Genomic DNA, 20,376 nt, shown 5'->3' with positions numbered 1-20,376 from the left:
ATTTTTTAATTTTTATACATAAAATTTAATTAATACATAATGGAATACCCTGTATGAAATAATCATTTCACTCTAGCAAAATAGCAAATAATTGAGCTAAGCGTCGTTTATCTATCAGGTGATTTATGGGAATTTTTTAATGTCGTTTACAAAATCAATTACCCCAATAAAACTCTATGCAAAAAACGAGTTGACTTCTATTATTCATTTAACTCGAATTTTCCATCAGATGAGGTCTAATAGAAACGAATTAAACTTCAGAAGTTACATCGTATACTTTGATAAATGAAACATACAATTACTTTTTAGGAACATGCTGAAATGAACTGGTCGATAGGTATTGATATTGGAGGAACATTTACTGATATTGTTGCTTGCCACTTACCATCGCAAAAAGTTGAGTCACTCAAAGTACTCACTACAAACTCCAATCCAATTGTTGGAGTTGAGAATGGTTTGAATCAGCTCATTACTAACCAAAAAATTTCCCCTGAAGAAATTTTTCGGATCGTACATGCGACAACTTTATTTACGAATGCTTTGATTGAACGCAAAGGCGCTAGCACCGGCCTTATAACTAATCAAGGATTCAAAGATATTATTGAAATAGGCAATGAGCGTAAATATGACCTTTATGATTTAGCGATCAGCCGTCCAGATATGTTAGTTCCCAGAAATCTCAGGGGCGAGATCTCTGGACGAATTGACGCTAGAGGATTTGAAATTGAAAAAATAAATGAGGTACAGGCGCTATCCGAAGTCGAACGCATCATTCATTTAGGCGTGGAATCACTTGCCATTTGTCTACTGCATTCCTATGCGAATCCAGTTCAAGAAGAAACCTTAGCAAAGATAATTAAAAATAAATATCCCCGTTTGGCGGTTACTATTTCATCCGAAATAAGTCCTATTATTCGTGAGTTTGAAAGAATGACTACCACGATTGCGAATGCTTATATTCAGCCTATTGCGCTTTCGTATCTAAATCAACTTGAAAGCACACTTTCTAACATCGGCATCAAAGCCGAGGTGTTAATGATGCTTTCGAATGGTGGACTCAGTCATCTAAATACCGCAAAAAGTAAACCCATCGCTCTACTAGAATCGGGACCAGCTGCTGGTGTGGTGGCTGCAAGTTATTTTGGCATCGAAGAGGGAGTTTCTGATTTATTAGCCTTTGATATGGGGGGTACAACCGCCAAACTTTGCCTTATTAATGAGAGTAAACCTTCCATTGCCTTTAACTTTGAAGCGGCAAGGCGTAAACGCTTTACAAAAGGCAGCGGTATGCCAATGAATATCACTACGATTGACCTGATTGAAATCGGTGCTGGTGGTGGCAGTATTGCACATCAAGATGAATTAAACTTACTTCAAGTGGGCCCCAAAAGCGCTAGTTCTGAACCGGGACCAGCATGTTATGGACTCGGCGGAGATCAAGCAACTGTAACAGACGCAAACTTATTTCTAGGTTATATCAATCCAGACTTTTTTGCTGGTGGAACGATTCCAATTCACTCTGCGGCAGCGGAGGGGGTATTAAATCAGCTAGCTCATGACTGCCACTTAAATCAAACTGAGATTGCGTGGGGAATTCATCATCTTGTGGCTGAAAATATGGCCACGGCAGCACGCTTACATGTGGCTGAACAAGGTCAAGATCCCCGTAACTTTGTTCTACTTGCCACGGGAGGTGGAGGTCCACTTCATGCCTATATGGTTGCCAAAGCAGTAGGTATCTCGAAGATTATCTGCCCTCGGGATGCCGGGGTTGCATCTGCATTTGGCCTTTTAATCGCACCGGCTAGAGCGGATCGCTCGAAAACAATCAGTTATAAACCCGATTTCAACTTGATAGAAGATTTAGAGAAAAATATTCGAGATTTAGAGTTAGAAATACAAACAGACCTTCTAGCGCTTGATGGAAGTTATGGCCCAATTCAGATAACTTATCAAGCAGAGGCAAGATTTGTGGGGCAGGGATTTAATTTACTCTTTCAACTACCTACTCTTTCGGTAAGCAATGAAGCCAAAAAGATTTTGAATCAGGCAATTAAAAATACATTTCTTGCTCAATATGAAGAAAAATTTGGACGTACACCTCCCAATGGAATCATTGAACTAGTAAATCTTCGAATTGCTGGCATCGCTGCACCACTCCAAAAAAATCCTGTGGCACACGATAAAGAATCACCATCTATTCCTATGGCAAAGTTTCGACAGGTTTTCTTTCAAGAAATTGGTGAATTTATCAATACTCCTGTTTTTAACCGCTCCGAGTTGGACTCGAGCTTTGAACATCAAGGACCCGTATTAATTGAAGAATATGGTACGACAATCGTAGTAGGTCCCTTGGGCTTTGTCAAAATGAGTATTCATGGCAACTTAATGATCACAATTGCAGATAACACATGAGCATGAAAAATACCCCTCTTTTAAATTCTGGTCCAGTATTTTTACAAATCTTTTGGTCACGTGTTCAAGCAATTGCTAACGAAGCAGCGCAACTTATTATCCGGACGTCCTTTTCTACGCTTTCTTCCGAAGCGAATGATTTTGCTGTTGTCATTACAGACTCTAATGGTCATGCATTTGCTGAAAATAATGGAAGTCTCCCCTCCTTTATCGGTACTTTACCGAATACTGTGAAAGCTACCATTAATACCATTGGTAAAGACAAGATGGCCAAAGGTGATATTTTTATCACAAATAATCCTTGGATTGGCACTGGCCACTTAAACGATGTTTGTTTAGTTGCACCCATTTTCCACCAAGAAACACTAGTTGGCTTTGCTGCGACCGCTGGACACGTGCCCGATATCGGCGGGAAGATTCGTTCGGTTGATGCGCGGGAATTGTTTGAGGAGGGTCTGCATATCCCGATCATGCCCTTAATAAAAAACGGCAATCAAGATGCGACCTTAATTCAATTGATCCGATCCAATGTTCGTACGCCCGATCAAACTGTGGGTGATATTTTTTGCCATGTCGGAGCAGTGGAATTAATTGCGCGGCGCATGGAAGGATTACTTACAGAATATAAGCTGAACACTTTTTCAGAGTTGGCTGATGGCTTATTTGAGCGGAGTGACCTTGCCATGCGCAAGGCAATTCAATCATTACCCGATGGCACCTATTCTTACAGTATGGAGACAGATGGCTTTCAAGATCGCCTTCTCTTTCATGTGAAGGTAGAAATTAAAGATTCAACGATTACTTGTGACTTTTCAGGATCACCACCGCAGCAAAACTCTGCGATTAATTGCGTTCTTTCCTATACCAATGCCATGGTGATCTACACCATTAAATGCCTACTATTGCCGAATCTTCCCAATAACTATGGACTCTTTAAAGCAATCACAACAACCGCCCCCGAAGGATCACTCCTAAACCCTAAATCACCAGCGCCGGTAGGGGGTAGGTCCTGTACTGGGCATTATGTTCCTTGCTTAGTGTTTGGCGCACTTGCACCAATCCTTACCGAAAAAGTAATGGCGGCTTCAGGCTCGCCAGTATGGATTTCTAATTTAAGTGGCATCAAAGAAGATGGTAAGCCGTTTTCCAGTGTTTTATTTTTTAACGGAGGCTTAGGTGCTTCTGCACTTAAAGATGGTTCCTCGGCGATGTCGTGGCCTAGTAATATTTCACCAACGCCCATTGAAGTTGCTGAACGTGACTTTCCATTGTTTTTTAAAAGGAAGTATCTTGTGTGTGATTCAGGAGGACCTGGGCTTTATCGAGGCGGCTTAGGGGAAGAAATATGTTTTATCAATATGCACACATCACCCCTTTCAGTTGCACTCTTAACGGAGCGATTGAAAGTAGCCGCACCAGGGATTGTCGGGGGTGAGTCCGGCAAATTAGGTCAAGTGCTAATTAATGGTAAGGCGGTAGACTCTCGAAAACCACAAATTTTGCAACCTGGTGATGAAGTAGTATTAAGAACTCCAGGAGGGGGTGGCTATGGTGATAAGAAACAACGTCCTCAAACCCAGATAAATTTTGATTTACAACATGGTTATATTTCTGAAAGTATGGATTATGAATAAACATTTTTTTCTAAAGGTTTTTGTTAGTAGCCTTGTAGGGATTTTTTTTACGATGAATTTTGCGGTAGCTCAAACGGATTATCCAAATAAGCCCATTACGCTAGTCGTTGGCTTTTCTCCCGGGAGTAGCATCGACTTGGTGGCTAGAACTTATGCTAAATCTATTACCAATAAACTTAAAGTACCCGTCATTGTTGAAAATAAAGCAGGTGCTGGTGGCAATATTGCAGCAGAGTGGGTAGCTAAGTCAAAAGCGGATGGTTACACGTTTCTAGTGGTTGCAAATAGCATTGCAATTAGTCCTGCTTCTTATGTCAACCATAACTTTGATGTAAAAAAAGATTTGGCGGCAATTGCTTATATGGGAATCGGTCCGCTGATCCTAAAAGTAAATAAAGACTTAAAAATTAATTCAGTAAAAGAGTTAGTTAATTACGCTAAAGATCATCCGGGAAAGCTCAATTATGGATCTTCGGGTGAAGGTGGAACACCACATATGGCTACGATTTTATTTGAGCAAACCGCCAATATCAAAATGACGCACATCCCCTACAAGGGAGGTGGTGAAGCCTTGGCTGCTCTGATGGGTGGGCAAGTTGACGTACTGATTAATCCACTTTTAGGTGATATTAAGTCAGAGCGAATCTCTTCACTTGCTATTACGGGGTCGAATCGATCGCCATTGTCGCCAGATATTCCAACATTTAAGGAATCCGGCTACGATTTTAATATCGGAGTTTATTACGGCATCATGGGACCGAAAGGGGTTCCCGTCAAATTAGTTGAAACAGTAAATCAAATTTTTAATGATGCATTATCCGATGCTGAACTAATCGAAATACTAACAAATAAGAGCGGCATCGTCACACAAAAGATGTCGCCAAATGAGTTTCAAGAGTACTTAAATAAAGACATTGAGCTTTGGAAAAAAGTGGTTGCAAAGACTAAAGCGGGGGGATAACAGCAGATACTTTTTGACCTTTATTGAAGAAGGGAAAGTCTTAATGTCTCAGTTGGATTTTCCCTTTTATTCATGAATACATCTTGTTAGATATTTATTTTTCTATATCCAACGGGTGATCAATCTTCACTTGACTCATTTTAACTTCCGATAACTTAGTTTCAAGTCTCATTGAATTGAATACAGGTTTATTTCATCTTGGTCTAACTGCGCAATCAGGCCAGTCTCCCACTCAAGATAACGACGAGCTGCATCTTTATTGCCGTCATGCCGATCATGGACAAAAAATAGGAAATCAATACACTCTAAATCAGGTGGTATGGTTTCCGTTGAAATGGTTTCAAGCTCTTTGGGAAACCCAGCGCCATCTAATTCATATAGCTTTATATTTAAATTTAACCCGTCAAGTTCTAAAAGTGCCCCATAAGTCAGCGCAGGGTCATCGGAAATCATTAGAATAGTTTGATTAGCATCACGAATGATTTCTTTTAGCTTTGGTCGAATAGCCCAAAGAGAATTGGGTACATGAGCCCTACGATATTGCATGCTGCCACGAATATCCAAGATTGTGACAGAATCATCTTGATACATTTGATTCAAGTCATCAGTCTTTATCGTCATGCAGCCAAATGAATGGTCAATCTGAATAGTTGGCAAGCTAACTTTACTTTTTACTCCATCGCGTAAAACGGCTACGTCATGTCCCATCTGTTTTAACCAACTTGCAACAGTGATTGCCCGCACTCCATCAGAATCATACAAAACAATTCGCGCATTACGAACGCCAACAAATTGATCTGTGGCCTGAATTAATTGTCCTCCCGGTGCATGTTGTGCACCAGGTAGTCCATTCAGAGTAAACTCCTCGGCAGTCCTCACATCTAATAGATATAAAGATCGATTTTCATCATTGTTCCAGATTAAAAATTGCTCATCTGCAATGAGAGGGATATCAAACTTATTGACCAAAGCCTTAGAGGCAAGGAGAATTTCATCATCGACAAATGGCGGCGCATATTGTGCAACTTTGCCATGATCTAAGACATAATCATTCAGATACCAACCCTGGGTGCCGTTCTCTAATGCAAAGATTGGATTTTTAATTCCCAAATTAATCAGTGTTTGTGCGCCGATGATGCTACGGGTTCTACCGGCACAATTAATGATAATCTTAGTATCTTGGTTCTTCACATGACTTTTAATGCGGTAAGCCAGTTCTCCATTCGGACAACATTGCGCTCCAGGAATACTCATTTTTTTAAATTCACCTTGAGGCCTTCCATCTAAAATGATGAAGTCCTCTCGGTTCTGCCTCATTTTCATTACCTCATGAGCACTCACTCGGGGGGTATGACACTGATGTTCAACTAGCTCCCCAAAGGTTTTAGATGGTAGATTTACCCCTGCAAATAAAGTAAATCCAGCATCCAGCCAACCTTGAGTGCCACCACTTAGGAGATAAATATCTTGATAGCCCTGTTTCAACAATGCCTGGGCTGCTTTCACTGAAATACCAGCACCATTATTGTCATAAACCACTAGCCTGACGGATTTACGGGGGGCTAATCGAGCTACGTCATACTCAAGTCGACTATACGGCACAGAGGTTGCTAAGAAAAGATGGGCCTCACCGTATTGACCTTGTTCACGCACATCAAACACAGCAATTTCACTTGACCCATGCAGCCATTGCTTTAAGGTTTTAGCATCAACCGATTGAATTTCCATTACTAATCCATATTCTTGGTATCAATTTCACTTCCCTGAAACTCTCATAACAGAATCATTAATACTCTTTCAATTGCATGAAAAATGACCCAAAAAACCAATTAGGATTAAACCACTTGGTATTTAAAACGCTTTACCTTCGACATATCGGTACCTTCAATTCGAATCAGGCTTGTCGAGTCTTTGCGCTCGGGCGCATGTAAGTCTCCTTCGTTATACACGTGCGCATCACCAGGATTCAAAGCGTAAGCTCGGATAGCTTTCACTTTGCCAGGTTTATCAGCACTAGCCTCTTCGATTTTTTCAAAGTCTCGCATTGCCGTAGTACCATGCACCTGCCCATAGATGGCCCAAGAATGCGCATGATCATGTGGATCAGAACTTTTGGCGCCAAGGTAATGATGGACCAGAATACAAAATCCCAATTCGGAATCTTGATAAATCATTTCGCGCTCACCAGTGGTTGGGAGAAGATACTTTGCAATAAAAGTCTGGTCAACCAAGATGTCCTTTAACGCATCAGCAACTTTTTGACGCCCATCAGGTCCAGGACTATTCTTCAGAAAATCATGGCACTGACTGGCAAATTGTTCTAATGTATGACTCATGCTCGTTATCTCCTGATTCGTTTTAATAGCATTATGTTATCTCAGTTTAAATCGATTTGGCGAGGCTGTGACGAATAAAATGTGTAGTCCTGCTCTGCGCGATGGATACTGTTATTGGATTCATCTTGGTTAATCTGTCAACGCGTAAAACCTCGCCGTTTAAGGCGAGAATGCAAGCGCGAACGACAAAGCCGTTCAATAGGGAGTTGGAAGTTGCTTAATCTATTGCTTAATCTATTGCCTAATCATCCCAATCGACGCGTCGCCACAACTTACTGCGTAGTAACTAAGTGACTAAAGAGCACCAGCTAATACTTCTTTGTCATGTTTATTTTTTTTAATATAGGCCCTATCTTCTCTCAATTACTGCAGTCTTTCCTATTTTAGGCTCCTATTTCACATTCTGTTCATTAGAAAGCTTGCAACAACTTGATTAGAAGCCATTTTGACACTGGTTCTCTTTTAGTGATTTTATGAAATCTAAGTTATTCGGTTTTATAATATTAAGATAAGAAGATATAAATAACGTCAATGATTGAGACTGAATTTGTTCTAGAAAGATGTAGTTTAAAATTTAGGATCAGGCGTAGCTGATTATGCCAATTTTATCCATGAAGAATTCTCATGGCCGAAGCTGGTTGAGGTAATCCTATCTTTAAATACTGTTAATAATTGATCCATTTTTAGAGTTGAATGACACCAAAGGAAAGACATGAGTAATAAGCAATCACAAATCATCTATACCATCACTGATGAAGCACCAATGCTCGCTACAGTTAGTTTTTTACCACTAGTCCAAAGCTTTTCTGCTCAAGCGGGAATTGACGTTGTTCCATGTGATATTTCTTTAGCGGCACGTATCTTGGGTGAGTTTCCAGAATATTTAACTGCTGAACAAAAATTACCAAATAATTTAGCAGAATTAGGGCAACTTACCTTGCAGCCTTATGCCAACATTATTAAATTACCCAATATTAGTGCATCAATTGCTCAATTGATCAGCGCTATTAAAGAATTACAGTCTAAAGGTTATCAAATTCCTGATTATCCAGAAACGCCTAAAAACGATGAAGAAAAAGTTATTAAGGCTAAATATTCCAAATGTACTGGTAGCGCTGTTAATCCTGTTTTGCGCGAAGGAAACTCTGATCGTCGTGCTCCCCGTGCTGTAAAAGAATTTGCCAAGAAGAACCCCCATTCAATGGCGGTTTGGAGCCAAGCATCACCTTCCCATGTTTCTCATATGCCTCGGGGTGATTTCTATGCCGGTGAAAAATCGATCACTTTAGATAAAGCACGTGATGTGAAAATGGAATTGATCACCAAAAGTGGCAAAGTGGTAGTTCTTAAAAATAAAGTGTCACTTCTTGAAAAAGAAATCATTGATAGCATGTTTATGAGTAAAAAAGCTTTACTCGATTTTTATGAAAATGAGATGGAAGATGCGCGAAAAACAGGCCTTCTCTTTTCTTTACATGTAAAAGCGACCATGATGAAGGTTTCTCACCCAATTGTGTTTGGCCATTGTGTTCGGGTTTTTTACAAAGATGCTTTTGCTAAACATGGTCAATTATTTGATGAATTAGGCGTGAACGTGAATAACGGGATGATTAATTTATACGATAAAATTGCGAGCTTGCCACAAAGTAAGCAAGATGAAATCAAACAGGATTTAAAAGCTTGCCAGGCAAATCGTCCTGAATTAGCGATGGTAGACTCAGCGAAAGGTATTGATAACTTTTATTCGCCAAACGATATCATCGTTGATGCATCCTTGCCAGTCATGATTCGCAATGGCGGCAAAATGTGGGGAAAAGATGGTCAATTGAAAAATGTTAAGGCCACTATTCCTGAATCTACCTTTGCACGAATTTATCAAGAAGTGATTGGATTTTGTAAGTGGCACGGTAATTTCGATCCTAAAACCATGGGAACTGTTCCTAACGTTGGCTTAATGGCACAACAAGCTGAAGAATATGGCTCACATGATAAAACCTTTGAGATTCCAGAAGATGGCGTAGCCAATATTACTGATATTGCTACTGGGGAAGTACTCATGAGCCAAAATGTAGAGGCGGGAGATATTTGGCGGATGTGCCAAGTAAAAGATGCCCCAATTCGTGATTGGGTAAAACTAGCTGTCACTCGTGCTCGCAACTCTGGTATGCCAGCAGTATTTTGGCTAGACCCATATCGCCCCCATGAAAACGAATTAATTAAAAAGGTTAACACCTATCTCAAAGAATACGACTTAAATGGCCTTGATATTCAGATTATGTCGCAAGTAAGGGCCATGCGCTACACCTTAGAACGAGTTACTCGCGGACTGGATACCATTTCTGTTACAGGAAATATCTTACGTGACTATTTGACGGATTTATTTCCAATTATGGAACTAGGAACGTCTTCAAAAATGCTATCCATCGTGCCCTTAATGGCTGGTGGTGGTATGTATGAAACTGGTGCTGGTGGATCAGCTCCAAAACACGTTCAACAACTTGTGGATGAAAACCACTTGCGTTGGGACTCTCTTGGGGAATTTTTAGCCTTAGCAGTTTCATTTGAAGATTTAGGTATTAAGAATAACAATCAAAAAGCTAAACTCCTCGCAAAAACTTTAGATGCTGCAACAGGAACTTTACTAGATCAACGTAAAAATCCTTCTCCTAAAACAGGTGAACTTGATAATCGTGGCAGTCAATTTTATTTAGCCATGTATTGGGCTCAAGAATTAGCAGCTCAAAACGAAGATCAGGATTTAAAGACTAGGTTTACTGAGTTAGCAAAAGCACTTGCTGATAATGAGAAAAATATCGTGAGTGAGTTAGCGCAGATTCAAGGCAAATCAGTTGATATCGGCGGTTATTATTTACCTGATATGCAAAAACTGACTCAGGTAATGTGCCCAAGCACGACCCTTAATACCATCTTGAAAAACTTTAAAGCTTAATTTTTTTATTTACCATCATTCCTTGATTAGGGATGATGGTGTCTAAAATGGATCACCTACCTCACGCAGTTCTGTTTGACCTCAAACAATCGGAGTATGTTGTAAGGTTTTTATAGGGTGATGAATGGTAAGGCTGATATTTCTCTAGAATTGGTTCTTCGCATAAATGCTTGGTTAGGAGAGCAAAATGGTAGTAAGCTAACGAATCGAGTTGTGCGGCGCTAGGAGCCCGAAGTGGTAAATATTTCAAGCATATCAAGATTGCTTTTGCAATTAATGATTAGTCATACAGTAGATGAATGATTGCCAAACTCTATATTGATGAAAGATTAATAAGTGAACTCAATTAACAAGGATTTATTGGCTATTCAGAACGAAATGAATAGTAATGGCTTAGGCGCTCCTGATATTTTTAAGGATGAATTAGCATTAGCAAGAAAACAGATTGCCAATCAATACACCTATTTAAATAGGGATTTTGTTCATCAGATGGGGCAACTGGATTTACGAATCCCATATTTAGACGAACTGGTCAATGTCCGTTGCTATTTTCCGTACAGTATAGGTACTTTCCAGAGTAATACCCTGCTGATCTATCTGCATGGTGGAGGATGGAGTTTCGGGGATGATGATACTCATCATGCAATTGCTGCATCATTTGCCAAAAGTAGCGGGCTTACTTTGGCTTCTATCGCGTATTCATTAGCGCCGCAAAAAAAACATCCCTACCAAAACCATGAATGTACTTACATTACTGAAAAATTATTAAATCAATTTAGAAATGATTATGGAAGTGAATTAAATTGTATCCTGATAGGCGATTCTGCAGGAGCAAATTTAGCTTTGAGCTCGTACCTGCATTTATTTGATGATGTCTTAAAAAAGAAAGTTGTTGGCATGGCTCTTTTTTATGGCGTATATGACTCTCATCCTATTTCGAATTCCTGGAATGAACTTGGGGATGGTACATTTGGTTTGTCCATCAAGGCGATGAATTGGTATTGGGATCAATTTTTATCAAAGGATGCCGACAGATTGAGCTCTTTAGCTGCTCCAATCAATTCAGTGATGGAAAATTTACCTCCGATCTGGATGGCGATTGGAGATTTAGATCCTTTGATTGATGAAAATCTTGCTTTAGTAAAAAAAATTACGGCGTCTGGCGGGAGCTCTGAATGCCTTATTGTGCCGGGATATACCCATGGTTTTTTGAGGTTTTGTAATCAATTAAAGGAAGTAAAAGAAGCCATCGAAAAATTCGCTAAAGCTATCAATATTATGGCTCAAAAGGTTTCCTGATTTAAGCAAGGTTTGTCGCGCATGCGAGCAAAGGACTATGATTTGTGACAGTTTCAAAACTCTCTAAACTAGGCCTTCGCCATATGCACATTCAACTGGTGATCACTTATCAGAAACTTGGCTCGGCATTATCTTCTCTAACTATTTAAACAATCACATCTGGGTTTCACCACATTTAACTCTATTGCTACAGCGGTTTTCTTCCTCTGGTAAACAAATTTTATAAATCATCTCCGGTAACCCACTTAGCTTACGACCCAAAACTTTTCGGGTACTTCAAGAGCCCTGATCTCGAAATCCAAGTTGACTCAATTACCTGCAAACTAAAGCCTTAAGGTAGGAAAACTCTTTTTAATGAAGATACTCTGAGATCAGCTCACTCTTTAATGTATTGATAGTTGTCTTTATTGTAGATTTTGTAGTAAAGTAAATTCAAATTAAATAAAACTCAAAGAGACTCTATGACACCTACTGCATTAATGCCAAGATTTCCAGTTCCAACTTTAGAACTTAACACCATCAATGGAACTACATTTAATTTGAGTTCTTCTGGAGCAGAAAACTTTACTCTAATTGTTTTTTATAGAGGCTTACATTGCCCCATCTGCGCAAAATACCTCATTGAATTAGAAAGACTTGCTCAAGAATATAAGAATCGTGGCGTAAGGATTATTGCTATCAGTTCTGATAATGAAGAACGCGCGAAATCGATGGCTGAGAAAGTGAGTGCTAATTTAGTTGAGTTTGGTTATGGCTTCAATCTTTCAGAAGCACGTCAGTGGGGTTTGTATATTAGCTCAGGCCGTGGCCCTACTTCAATTGGCATTGAAGAGCCAGCCTTGTTCAGCGAGCCTGGTGTTTTTTTAGTGAGACCGGATGGAACACTTTATTACGGTTCTACTCAAACGATGCCGTTTGCGAGGCCATCATTTCAGGATCTACTAGCTGGCATTGATTTTGCCATCACAAAAAACTATCCAGCTAGAGGGGAGTTTTCCGGATCGCTTTAAAGAAGGTTATTGTCCTAACTCCTCCCCAATAAATCCGAACCCTTCTTAACGGTCGTCCTTAAAAAATTAGACAAAATATCTAACTTTAGGGGCAATTCCATATCACAAGACTATTTTGATTATGACTTCTAAAACCTCATACCAACATCAAATCAGTTTGTTCAAATAATTTTATCTAAAACACTTTTACAAATATTTAAAAATGGGCCATATGTTAAAAGTAATTGACACAATTGAAGGCTCTGGTTTTCCTTTAGGCTTTAGATGTTCAGAAACAAACCAACGTTCGTCCCTGTTACTCAATCAAGAGGGAAGTGATTCCATCATTGTTGAATGCCGAGCGATGGGAGATCATCAAAAAGAATCTATTGTTACAGAAGGTATCAACGGGACACAGTGGCGGATGACAAGCGATGAAGGTCCTTATTTAAACGGAACAGATCATGCGCCCTTTCCGTTAGGTTTTTTTAATATTGGATTGCAGGCTGATCTGATTAATCGTATAGGGCATATTGCCAAAGCAAGATTGATTCAGATAGATTTCTTACATCTTGAGTTAGATAATTTATATTCTTTTAGCGGTTCTTTTTTTAAGGGCACTGGGCAGGGATCCGCTGATGGTGTCGAAATACGTATAAAAGTCACTTCAAAGTCAGATACGAATACGATACGAACCCTTATCAATGACGCCATTCAAGCGTCTCCAGTATTTGCGGCCCTCCACACACCGCTCATGAATACTTTCGCGATCTATGTGAATGGAAAGCGTAGAAATGTTATTGGTATTCACTCATCAACTGCCCAAGACAAGCAAGACCCCTTTAAAAAATATACGAAACTTCCTAGCCCCCTGCAAAATGATTTCGATCAAGCTGATTTAATCACTAAAATCCCATTTGTCAGCTCCGAAGAAGTGCAAACAATGCCTTCGGAAAGTACTCGAAGTGGACTGTGTGTAAAGGGGCAAAGTGAACTCAACAACACAAAAACAGGAGTCATATCCGAAACGACCCTTGAGCGTCCAGTAGGAAGTAAATTTGGCTTTAAGACCGATGAGTTTTCTACGCAAAGTACTGCCCCAAGTGGGCTCTCTTACCTTTGCGCGGGTATTGCCTTTTGTTACATGACACAATTACTAAGATACTCAGAGTACCTTAAATATAAAATTAGTGATATTCGAATGGTTCAAGTGAACCCCTTTCATCTTCATGGGTCAACCTCTCAACATCATTTAAAAGCATTTGCAGATCCAGTCGATACGCATTTATTTTTAAATGGCGAAGAAGCTGACGATGTGATGCAAAATCTTCTGACGATGGGTGCAAAAACCTGTTACCTCCATGCAGCCTTAAGTACCCAAATCATCCCGCAGATTTCGATTTATTTAAATGACGAAGTAATTTAAAAAATATGGCGTAATAAAATTACCCGAGGAAAATTTCAAAAACCGTATCAACTAATTTTATGGATAAGTGATATATGAAAGCAATGGTTGTTAGAGAATGGGGCAGTCCCTCAATATTAGAAGTTGTTTCTCATCCTAAACCCGGTCCAGGTGAAGCTGTCCTAAAAGTAAAGGCTGCTGGTGTAGGTTTAACTTTACTCAATATGCGCAATGGTAGCTTTGGAGGTTCCGCCCCCAGAATTATGGGGCATGAATTAGGTGGCGATATTGTTGAAGTGGGAGCAGGTGTAAGCTCATTATCAATTGGTCAAAGATGCGCTGTATATTTTTATTTAACCTGTGGGCGTTGTAGATGGTGTTGTGGTGGAAGAGAAACTCTTTGTGAAAATTTCGGAGGATTTGTAGGTGTTCATAGAGATGGGGGATTCGCAGAGTATGTATGTTTACCTGTAGAAAATTTCTTACCAATCCCTGACGGATTAAGTTATGAGGCTGCAGCTATTGCAACAGATGCTGTCAACACGAATTGGCATTGTATGCGTGAGAGGGCAAAAATTAATCCTCATGATAGTGTTTTATTAATTGGCGCAGGTGGTGGCGTTGGCATTCATGGTGTACAAGTAGCCAAGCTATTTGGAGCACGTGTGATTGCTGCTGACGTATCAGATGAAAAATTAGCTTTAGCTAAAACTTGGGGTGCTGATGAAACCATCAATGTTAAAAACAATCCGAACCTAGTCGAGGCAGTGATGCAAATGACTCAAGGGAAAGGAGTGAATGCTGCGATTGACTATGTTGGTCATGGCAGTACTTTTCAGATGGCTTATGACTCTTTAAGTATATCGGGTAGAGCAGTTGTTGTAGGCGTGGGCAAAGGTGATATCAGCATCAATCCAAGAAAATTAATGCTCTCCGAAAAGATAATCACAGGATCTAGGCACTCAACTCGCACTGAATTAATTGAAACGATGGAAGTAATGGCTAGGGGGATTATTAAGCCAGTTGTGGGTATGACACGCCACTTTTCAGAGATTGAAAATATATTCGATGCCATCAAGAATGAAACTTTGCTCGGGCGTGGTTCATTGACCTATGAGTAAACCTTACTTTTTATTTTTAAAGATTACAAATAATTAAACGGTCAAATCCGACACATTTAGAAAAGGTTAACTACCCATTTGATCAAAGAAAATTTGCTTTTCCTGACACTTCGCAAAATTTTGGTATTGATACCTCGCTTTAAAAATAATTTTTAGAATTTTTTTAGATTTTTTGACTCTTTAAGGGTTTCCCATAGATAGCATACGAATATAAATAGATTAGGATTTAAAAATAACTACATAAAGGAGATAACAATGTTGCATCTTAACCTGCGTCGCCGTTTTCTTATTATTACAATTTTCTTGCTTAGCTCTCTTGGGATGAGCTGCCAAGTAATTGCACAAAATAAACCTCCACTTAGGGTTGGTTTTAGTATGGCTTTAACAGGACCGCTAGCAGCGAATGGTAAAGCAGCATTATTATCGATGGAAATTTGGCGTGAAGATACTAATAAAAAAGGTGGTGTAATTGGCCGACAGGTCGAATTTGTTTATTACGACGATCAATCAAACCCCTCTTTAGTTCCAGGTCTTTATACTAAATTGTTAGATTCTGACAAAGTTGATGTTGTTGTTTCACCATACGGAACCAATTTAATATCGCCTGCAATGCCATTGATTATGCAACGTAATTTAGTCTTCCTTACTTTGTTTGGGGTAGATGTTAATGCCAAGTTTAATTACCCTGGTTATTTTCAAATGATGCCTAATGGTAAAAATCCTACAGTTGGTATTTCCTCAGGATTTTTTGATGCTGCAATGACTGCAAAAGAAAAACCAAAAACTGTGGCTTTCATTGGAGGAGATGCAGAATTTCAGGCAGTGACTATAGAAGGTGCAAGAGAAGTTGCAAAAAAATATAATTTGAAAGTTGTGTATGACAAGTCTTATCCACCTAATACAACTGATTTCACACCGGTTTTACGAGCCATTCAAGCAACGAATCCAGATATCATTTATGTAGCTTCTTATCCAGGTGAAACCCCAGGTCTTGTTCGTGCTGCTAATGAGATCGGTTTAAAAGCAACTGTATTTGGCGGAACGATGATTGGATGTGGCTTTGCCTCAGTGAAGAAACAACTAGGTCCATTGTTGAACGGACTGCTTTGCTTTGAGCTCTACGTTCCTGAGAAGACCGTCAAGTTTGAAGGAATTGAATCTTTCTTAAAAATATATCAATCACGAGCTGAAAAAGAAGGGGTTGATGCTTTAGGTTTTTACCTGCCACCATATGCTTATGCACAAATGCAAATTCTTGGTCAGGCCATTGAAAAAGTTGGCAGTATAGATAACAAGAAATTAATTGATTACATTCATAACACTAAATTTACTACTGTCGTTGGTGATGTAAAATTTGCCACAAATGGTGAGTGGGAAGTCGGTCGTCCTTTATATGTTCAATATAAAGGCATTAAAGGAAATGATATTGAGCAGTTCCGTAAACCAGGACCTGCCGTTATTATTTCTCCAGCCGAATTAAAATCTGGAGATCTCATCACATCTTATCAAGAGGCAAAAAATAAATAAAACTCGCTGTCATTTTTTGAACTCCCCCCAGAAATTGGACAAAATTTCCAATTTCTGGGGGGAAATTTTATGTGACTCCATCTCAAAAAAGTACGATAGTACGATGTTTCAAAATTAGAGGAATTTTGATTCTGACTCCGCTCATGCTAGAGTCAGCTTCTATGAATACTTAGAAAATAAAAATGATTGATTCAATTTGAGATATTTCTATTTAAGCAATCCCGCGTTGCGTAATGTCTCTTTGGCGGTTTCACTAAAGTCAACTTCTGGAGAGTCACCGCCAATAACAAACATTAACCAGTGTGTTTTATCGGGCTCTTCAAAGGTAACATTTTCAAAGCGACGTTGAACGCCTGCTGGGAAAGAGCAAATATCCCACTGACCAACATCAAAATACTCAACCTGACCATCGACTTCCCAGGAACAACGCCATTTACCGGTCATAGGAATAAAAGTTTCATTAGTGTCATGGTTATGCATCATCGGCCCAAAGCCCGGCTTACACTCGCAAAACCCAATGTTAAAACCTTCACTAATTTTGATTGCTGAACTCTCAGAAGCATTGCTACCAACTGGAGATTCAACTTCAGATCCTCCCTTACCTTTTGGCGGTTGAAAACCAAGAGCATTGTAGAGCTTTCGATAGGCAGACGGAAACTCACTATCAATCAAGCCCGTATCAAATCCTTTTAGATCTTTAAAGAATGCGACACGTGCGCGCATTTCTTCTTTAGTGAAACGTATTTCAGGTATTCCCATATTTGTCTCCTTACTATTTTTATGTGTAAATATAGTTTATATCTCATTTATCAAATATGGCAAATTATTCATCAATTAATTTAAAAGTCAAAATCATATAGACTTCAAGAGATATGAAAGATGTCCAAATGAGATCGTTGATACCCTCTGTAATAAGTGCCCCCTAGCTATCTATGCAGGTGGCCCTTCAGGGACTTAAACCCAGTTCCAAAGGATTATGAGGGCAGATATCCTAAATAAAACTCCTTAGTATGGCGCTCTAAAAGCAGTCAGTTTAGGCGTGTAAAAAATGTGTATTGATTAGGTTAGCATTGAACTTATAGACTTTATTTGCCATACTTGTATATCAAATTTAGGAGGATTTATGCTTGCGATTAGATTGCCCGAAGACATTGAATTGCGACTTACTACTTTAGCTAATAAGACAGGGCGTACTAAAACCTTTTATGCCCGTACAGCAATCCTAGAGTATTTAGATGATCTCGAAGATCTCTATTTAGCAGAGAAGCGTCTGAATAATATTACAGATGGTAAAACCAAAACAATCAAACTACACCAATTGGAGCGTGAACTTGGATTGGCCCCAGCAGCAAAAAAAGAATTAGGGAAATTAGACCCACAAATAGCAAAACAAATTCTTCAGCTTTAACAACTAAACTTGCCAAGTAAAGATCCTAGAGAACTTGGAGAGGCTCTAAGGGGGTCTAAACTTAGTGATTTTTGGAGATGCCGAGTTAGTGATTATTGAATCATTGCGAGCATTCAAGACAAAACTGTTTTTATTCTGGCTTTAAGTATTGGTAATCGCAAAGAAGTTTACAAATAGCATATACAAAAAAGAGATTACTTCCCAATAAGCTTGGTGGAAGTTAATTAGTTGCGTAAAAAAAGAGTCTATAAATAATTTTTTTATGTAAGTTGGTATTTTGTATTAGTCTGCCAACAATGACAACAAACCGTCGAAAATTATTTCCGATTTAAAACTAGAGATCTGCTCTGAATCGATTTAAGATTGGATTTAGTGAAAGATTAAACCTTCACTAAAAACTGGAACAACTGACAGGGATTAATTTACACCCACTCTGCTGAATCTACTTTACTATTGGTCGGCAATATTTATTGCATCATTCCGCTCTGGGAATAAACATGAAAAACTAAAAGATTTTTTTAAAGATAAATGGAAAATTATCGATACAGGTGGGACGTCTAGACTTCAAATCGAGGAAAGGCTATTAAACAATCCTTAGTGGGTTCGACTCCCATATTTTTCCACCATGTGTTAGAGTTATTACATATTAAAGATGAGACAAAACGTGAGTACAAATGTCATTACGGAGTTAAATCAAGATAACTTTCAGGAAATGGCTTTAGCTTTTAAAGGTATTTCCGTTGTTGATTTTTGGTCGGCTACTTGCTTGCCCTGTAAGCAAATGACAAGAATCCTTGAAGAAATAGTTCAAGAAATACCAGAACATGTTCGAATTTCAAAAATCAATGCTGACGATAACCCGTTATTAGTTCAAAAATATAGTGTGCGGGCACTACCTACACTTTTGTTTTTTAAGGATGGGAAATTAATGGAAACTAAAACCGGCGTTGATCGTAAGCAAGTAATCCGTAAGGCAATAGAATCTTATTTAAATTAGGAGATAAGGGTGGCGAATGTACGAATGTTAACCATCGAAGAATTACAGGCTACAAAATTAAAGCCTTTAGTTGATTATTGTCTTGAAAATCGTGCTCCAGATCCTGGCTATCATGCTGTCATGGGGCATAATTTAGATTTGTCGGAAACGGCATTTAATGCATGGCGTACTGCTTTTTTTACAGGTCAAGTCAATCATTCGATTAAAGAGATTATTCGTGTCTTATTGTCACGAATGGCCTCATGTAATTACTGAGGTAATGTTCGATCTGCTTCGGCGAAGCAGAATGGACTAACTGAAGATCTTTTGAATGATGGAATTGATAACTATCAACAAAGTCAAAAGTTAAGTGATGCAGACAAGATTGCAATTCGCTACTGTGAGTTGATGGCAACCAATCCTGATCAAATCGATGAAGCCTTTTACGAGGAACTCAAGAAATATTATTCATTGGCAGAAATCGTTGAATTAGGATCTTTTATCGGGCTCAATATTGGTTACCACACCTTTTATGGCACCCTTGATTTTTATCCGATGTTCTCACCAGATGGACGATTAATTGATCAAGATGAGTCAAGGAAGATTTATGGCTCGGAAGTAAAGTCTCTGAAAGGAAGGGGAGTTTAATGTTTCATATCGATCCCATTTCAATCGAGGATGTGAAGGACCCTGAATTGTTAGAATTGATTCATCAGGCAAAAGAACTTGGTGTTCCGGACGAGCAATTTATGCTCATTCTTGCAAGAGTCCCTAGTTATGCGAAAAACATTTTAAAAACTATGTTGATGTCACACACTGAAGGTAATACATCGCATACCCTTAAAGAGATGATGCGTATCCAGTTGGCTCATTTTGCCGGAGACCCATACTTTAGTAAGCTACGATCTAAAAAAGCACTCGATCAGGGGCTTACTGAAGAGCAAATAGCTTCAGCTAGAGATGACTATGATGATTCCCCTGATTTTTCTGAAGCGGATAAAGTGGCGCTTCGGTTTTCAGATCAGATGTATTTAGATTCTCAAAAGGTAGATAAAGCCTTTTATGATGAAATGAAAAAGCACTATTCAGATGCTCAAATTATGGAGCTAGGAGCATTTATGGTTCATCAATATGGTATGCAGGTGTTTATGAGAACACTACAAAAAAAGAAGCCTTGATTGCGAAGTATTGCATCGAAACCCAGTTGAAGCTGAGGTTCGATGTATCCTTAGGCCGCAGAATTATTTGAACTTAAAGCACGAGGCTGTAAATAATTTTGTGTAAGTTGATATTTTGTATTAATCTGCCAACAATGGCAACAAAATGGAAACTTGCAAGATGGACAAAGCGAAATT

General features: G+C 39.1%; 17 protein-coding genes and 1 tRNA gene. 15 read left to right on the top strand and 3 right to left on the bottom strand.

The window, feature by feature from the left end:
* The first annotated feature begins 321 nt into the window (after window positions 1-321).
* From B8983_RS12295 to B8983_RS12285, 3 genes are read left to right on the top strand one after another with little or no spacing between them, the layout of a single operon-like run.
* Window positions 322-2,415 (top strand): hydantoinase/oxoprolinase family protein, encoded by a 2,094-nt coding sequence (locus B8983_RS12295; protein ID WP_084285466.1) that lies wholly within the window; start codon window positions 322-324, stop codon window positions 2,413-2,415.
* 2 nt (window positions 2,416-2,417) lie between these two features.
* Complete coding sequence (locus B8983_RS12290) at window positions 2,418-4,049, top strand: hydantoinase B/oxoprolinase family protein (protein WP_234987043.1); 1,632 nt, start codon at window positions 2,418-2,420, stop codon at window positions 4,047-4,049.
* 52 nt (window positions 4,050-4,101) lie between these two features.
* Window positions 4,102-5,010 (top strand): tripartite tricarboxylate transporter substrate binding protein, encoded by a 909-nt coding sequence (locus B8983_RS12285; RefSeq protein ID WP_159460904.1) that lies wholly within the window; start codon window positions 4,102-4,104, stop codon window positions 5,008-5,010.
* 168 nt (window positions 5,011-5,178) lie between these two features.
* Here the strand turns inward: B8983_RS12285 and B8983_RS12280 are convergent, their stop codons facing one another.
* Both B8983_RS12280 and B8983_RS12275 read right to left on the bottom strand, forming a co-directional pair.
* A complete protein-coding gene (locus B8983_RS12280; RefSeq protein ID WP_084285459.1) occupies window positions 5,179-6,738 on the bottom strand; it encodes a rhodanese-like domain-containing protein in 1,560 nt (519 codons plus the stop codon).
* 107 nt (window positions 6,739-6,845) lie between these two features.
* On the bottom strand, window positions 6,846-7,346 hold the full coding sequence (locus B8983_RS12275) for a cupin domain-containing protein (RefSeq protein ID WP_084285457.1): 501 nt from the start codon (window positions 7,344-7,346) through the stop codon (window positions 6,846-6,848).
* Window positions 7,347-8,058: 712 nt separating this feature from the next.
* Here B8983_RS12275 and B8983_RS12270 point away from each other — a divergent pair.
* The 6 genes from B8983_RS12270 to B8983_RS12245 all read left to right on the top strand — a co-directional run bounded on the left by B8983_RS12270 (window position 8,059) and on the right by B8983_RS12245 (window position 16,637).
* Complete coding sequence (locus tag B8983_RS12270) at window positions 8,059-10,296, top strand: NADP-dependent isocitrate dehydrogenase (RefSeq protein ID WP_084285453.1); 2,238 nt, start codon at window positions 8,059-8,061, stop codon at window positions 10,294-10,296.
* A 336-nt stretch (window positions 10,297-10,632) separates the two neighbouring features.
* Window positions 10,633-11,595: an alpha/beta hydrolase fold domain-containing protein gene (locus B8983_RS12265; protein ID WP_084285451.1), complete on the top strand. Its 963-nt coding sequence runs from the start codon at window positions 10,633-10,635 to the stop codon at window positions 11,593-11,595.
* A 461-nt stretch (window positions 11,596-12,056) separates the two neighbouring features.
* The gene (locus B8983_RS12260) at window positions 12,057-12,605 is read left to right on the top strand and encodes a peroxiredoxin-like family protein (RefSeq protein ID WP_084285450.1); all 549 of its coding nucleotides are present in this window, start codon (window positions 12,057-12,059) and stop codon (window positions 12,603-12,605) included.
* A 211-nt stretch (window positions 12,606-12,816) separates the two neighbouring features.
* On the top strand, window positions 12,817-14,010 hold the full coding sequence (locus tag B8983_RS12255; RefSeq protein ID WP_084285448.1) for a hypothetical protein: 1,194 nt from the start codon (window positions 12,817-12,819) through the stop codon (window positions 14,008-14,010).
* A 74-nt stretch (window positions 14,011-14,084) separates the two neighbouring features.
* Window positions 14,085-15,110 carry an alcohol dehydrogenase catalytic domain-containing protein gene (locus B8983_RS12250; protein ID WP_084285444.1) on the top strand — a complete coding sequence of 342 codons (1,026 nt, stop codon included), beginning with the start codon at window positions 14,085-14,087 and terminating at the stop codon, window positions 15,108-15,110.
* A 255-nt stretch (window positions 15,111-15,365) separates the two neighbouring features.
* Entirely contained in the window at window positions 15,366-16,637 is a 1,272-nt protein-coding gene (locus B8983_RS12245; protein ID WP_200806905.1) for an amino acid ABC transporter substrate-binding protein, read from the top strand.
* Window positions 16,638-16,844: 207 nt separating this feature from the next.
* Here the strand turns inward: B8983_RS12245 and B8983_RS12240 are convergent, their stop codons facing one another.
* On the bottom strand, window positions 16,845-17,396 hold the full coding sequence (locus B8983_RS12240) for a cupin domain-containing protein (protein WP_084285441.1): 552 nt from the start codon (window positions 17,394-17,396) through the stop codon (window positions 16,845-16,847).
* Window positions 17,397-17,760: 364 nt separating this feature from the next.
* Between B8983_RS12240 and relB the strand changes: the two genes are divergently transcribed.
* The 6 genes from relB to B8983_RS12215 all read left to right on the top strand — a co-directional run bounded on the left by relB (window position 17,761) and on the right by B8983_RS12215 (window position 20,199).
* Window positions 17,761-18,045, top strand: coding sequence for a type II toxin-antitoxin system RelB family antitoxin (gene relB / locus B8983_RS12235; protein ID WP_084285440.1), 285 nt, complete (start codon window positions 17,761-17,763; stop codon window positions 18,043-18,045).
* A gap of 530 nt (window positions 18,046-18,575) precedes the next feature.
* Window positions 18,576-18,671 (top strand) — tRNA-Sec (locus B8983_RS14045).
* A gap of 38 nt (window positions 18,672-18,709) precedes the next feature.
* Complete coding sequence (locus B8983_RS12230; protein WP_159460903.1) at window positions 18,710-19,042, top strand: thioredoxin family protein; 333 nt, start codon at window positions 18,710-18,712, stop codon at window positions 19,040-19,042.
* Between the two features lie 9 nt (window positions 19,043-19,051).
* Complete coding sequence (locus tag B8983_RS12225; protein WP_143736180.1) at window positions 19,052-19,297, top strand: hypothetical protein; 246 nt, start codon at window positions 19,052-19,054, stop codon at window positions 19,295-19,297.
* 51 nt (window positions 19,298-19,348) lie between these two features.
* Window positions 19,349-19,669, top strand: coding sequence for a carboxymuconolactone decarboxylase family protein (locus B8983_RS12220; RefSeq protein WP_084285434.1), 321 nt, complete (start codon window positions 19,349-19,351; stop codon window positions 19,667-19,669).
* Entirely contained in the window at window positions 19,669-20,199 is a 531-nt protein-coding gene (locus B8983_RS12215; protein ID WP_084285430.1) for a carboxymuconolactone decarboxylase family protein, read from the top strand. Before B8983_RS12220 ends, B8983_RS12215 begins: the two co-directional genes overlap by 1 nt.
* Window positions 20,200-20,376 lie beyond the last annotated feature (177 nt).

Source organism: Polynucleobacter kasalickyi, assembly GCF_900176405.1.
Taxonomy (GTDB): Bacteria; Pseudomonadota; Gammaproteobacteria; order Burkholderiales; family Burkholderiaceae; genus Polynucleobacter; species Polynucleobacter kasalickyi.
This window is presented reverse-complemented; position numbering and strand designations above follow the sequence as displayed.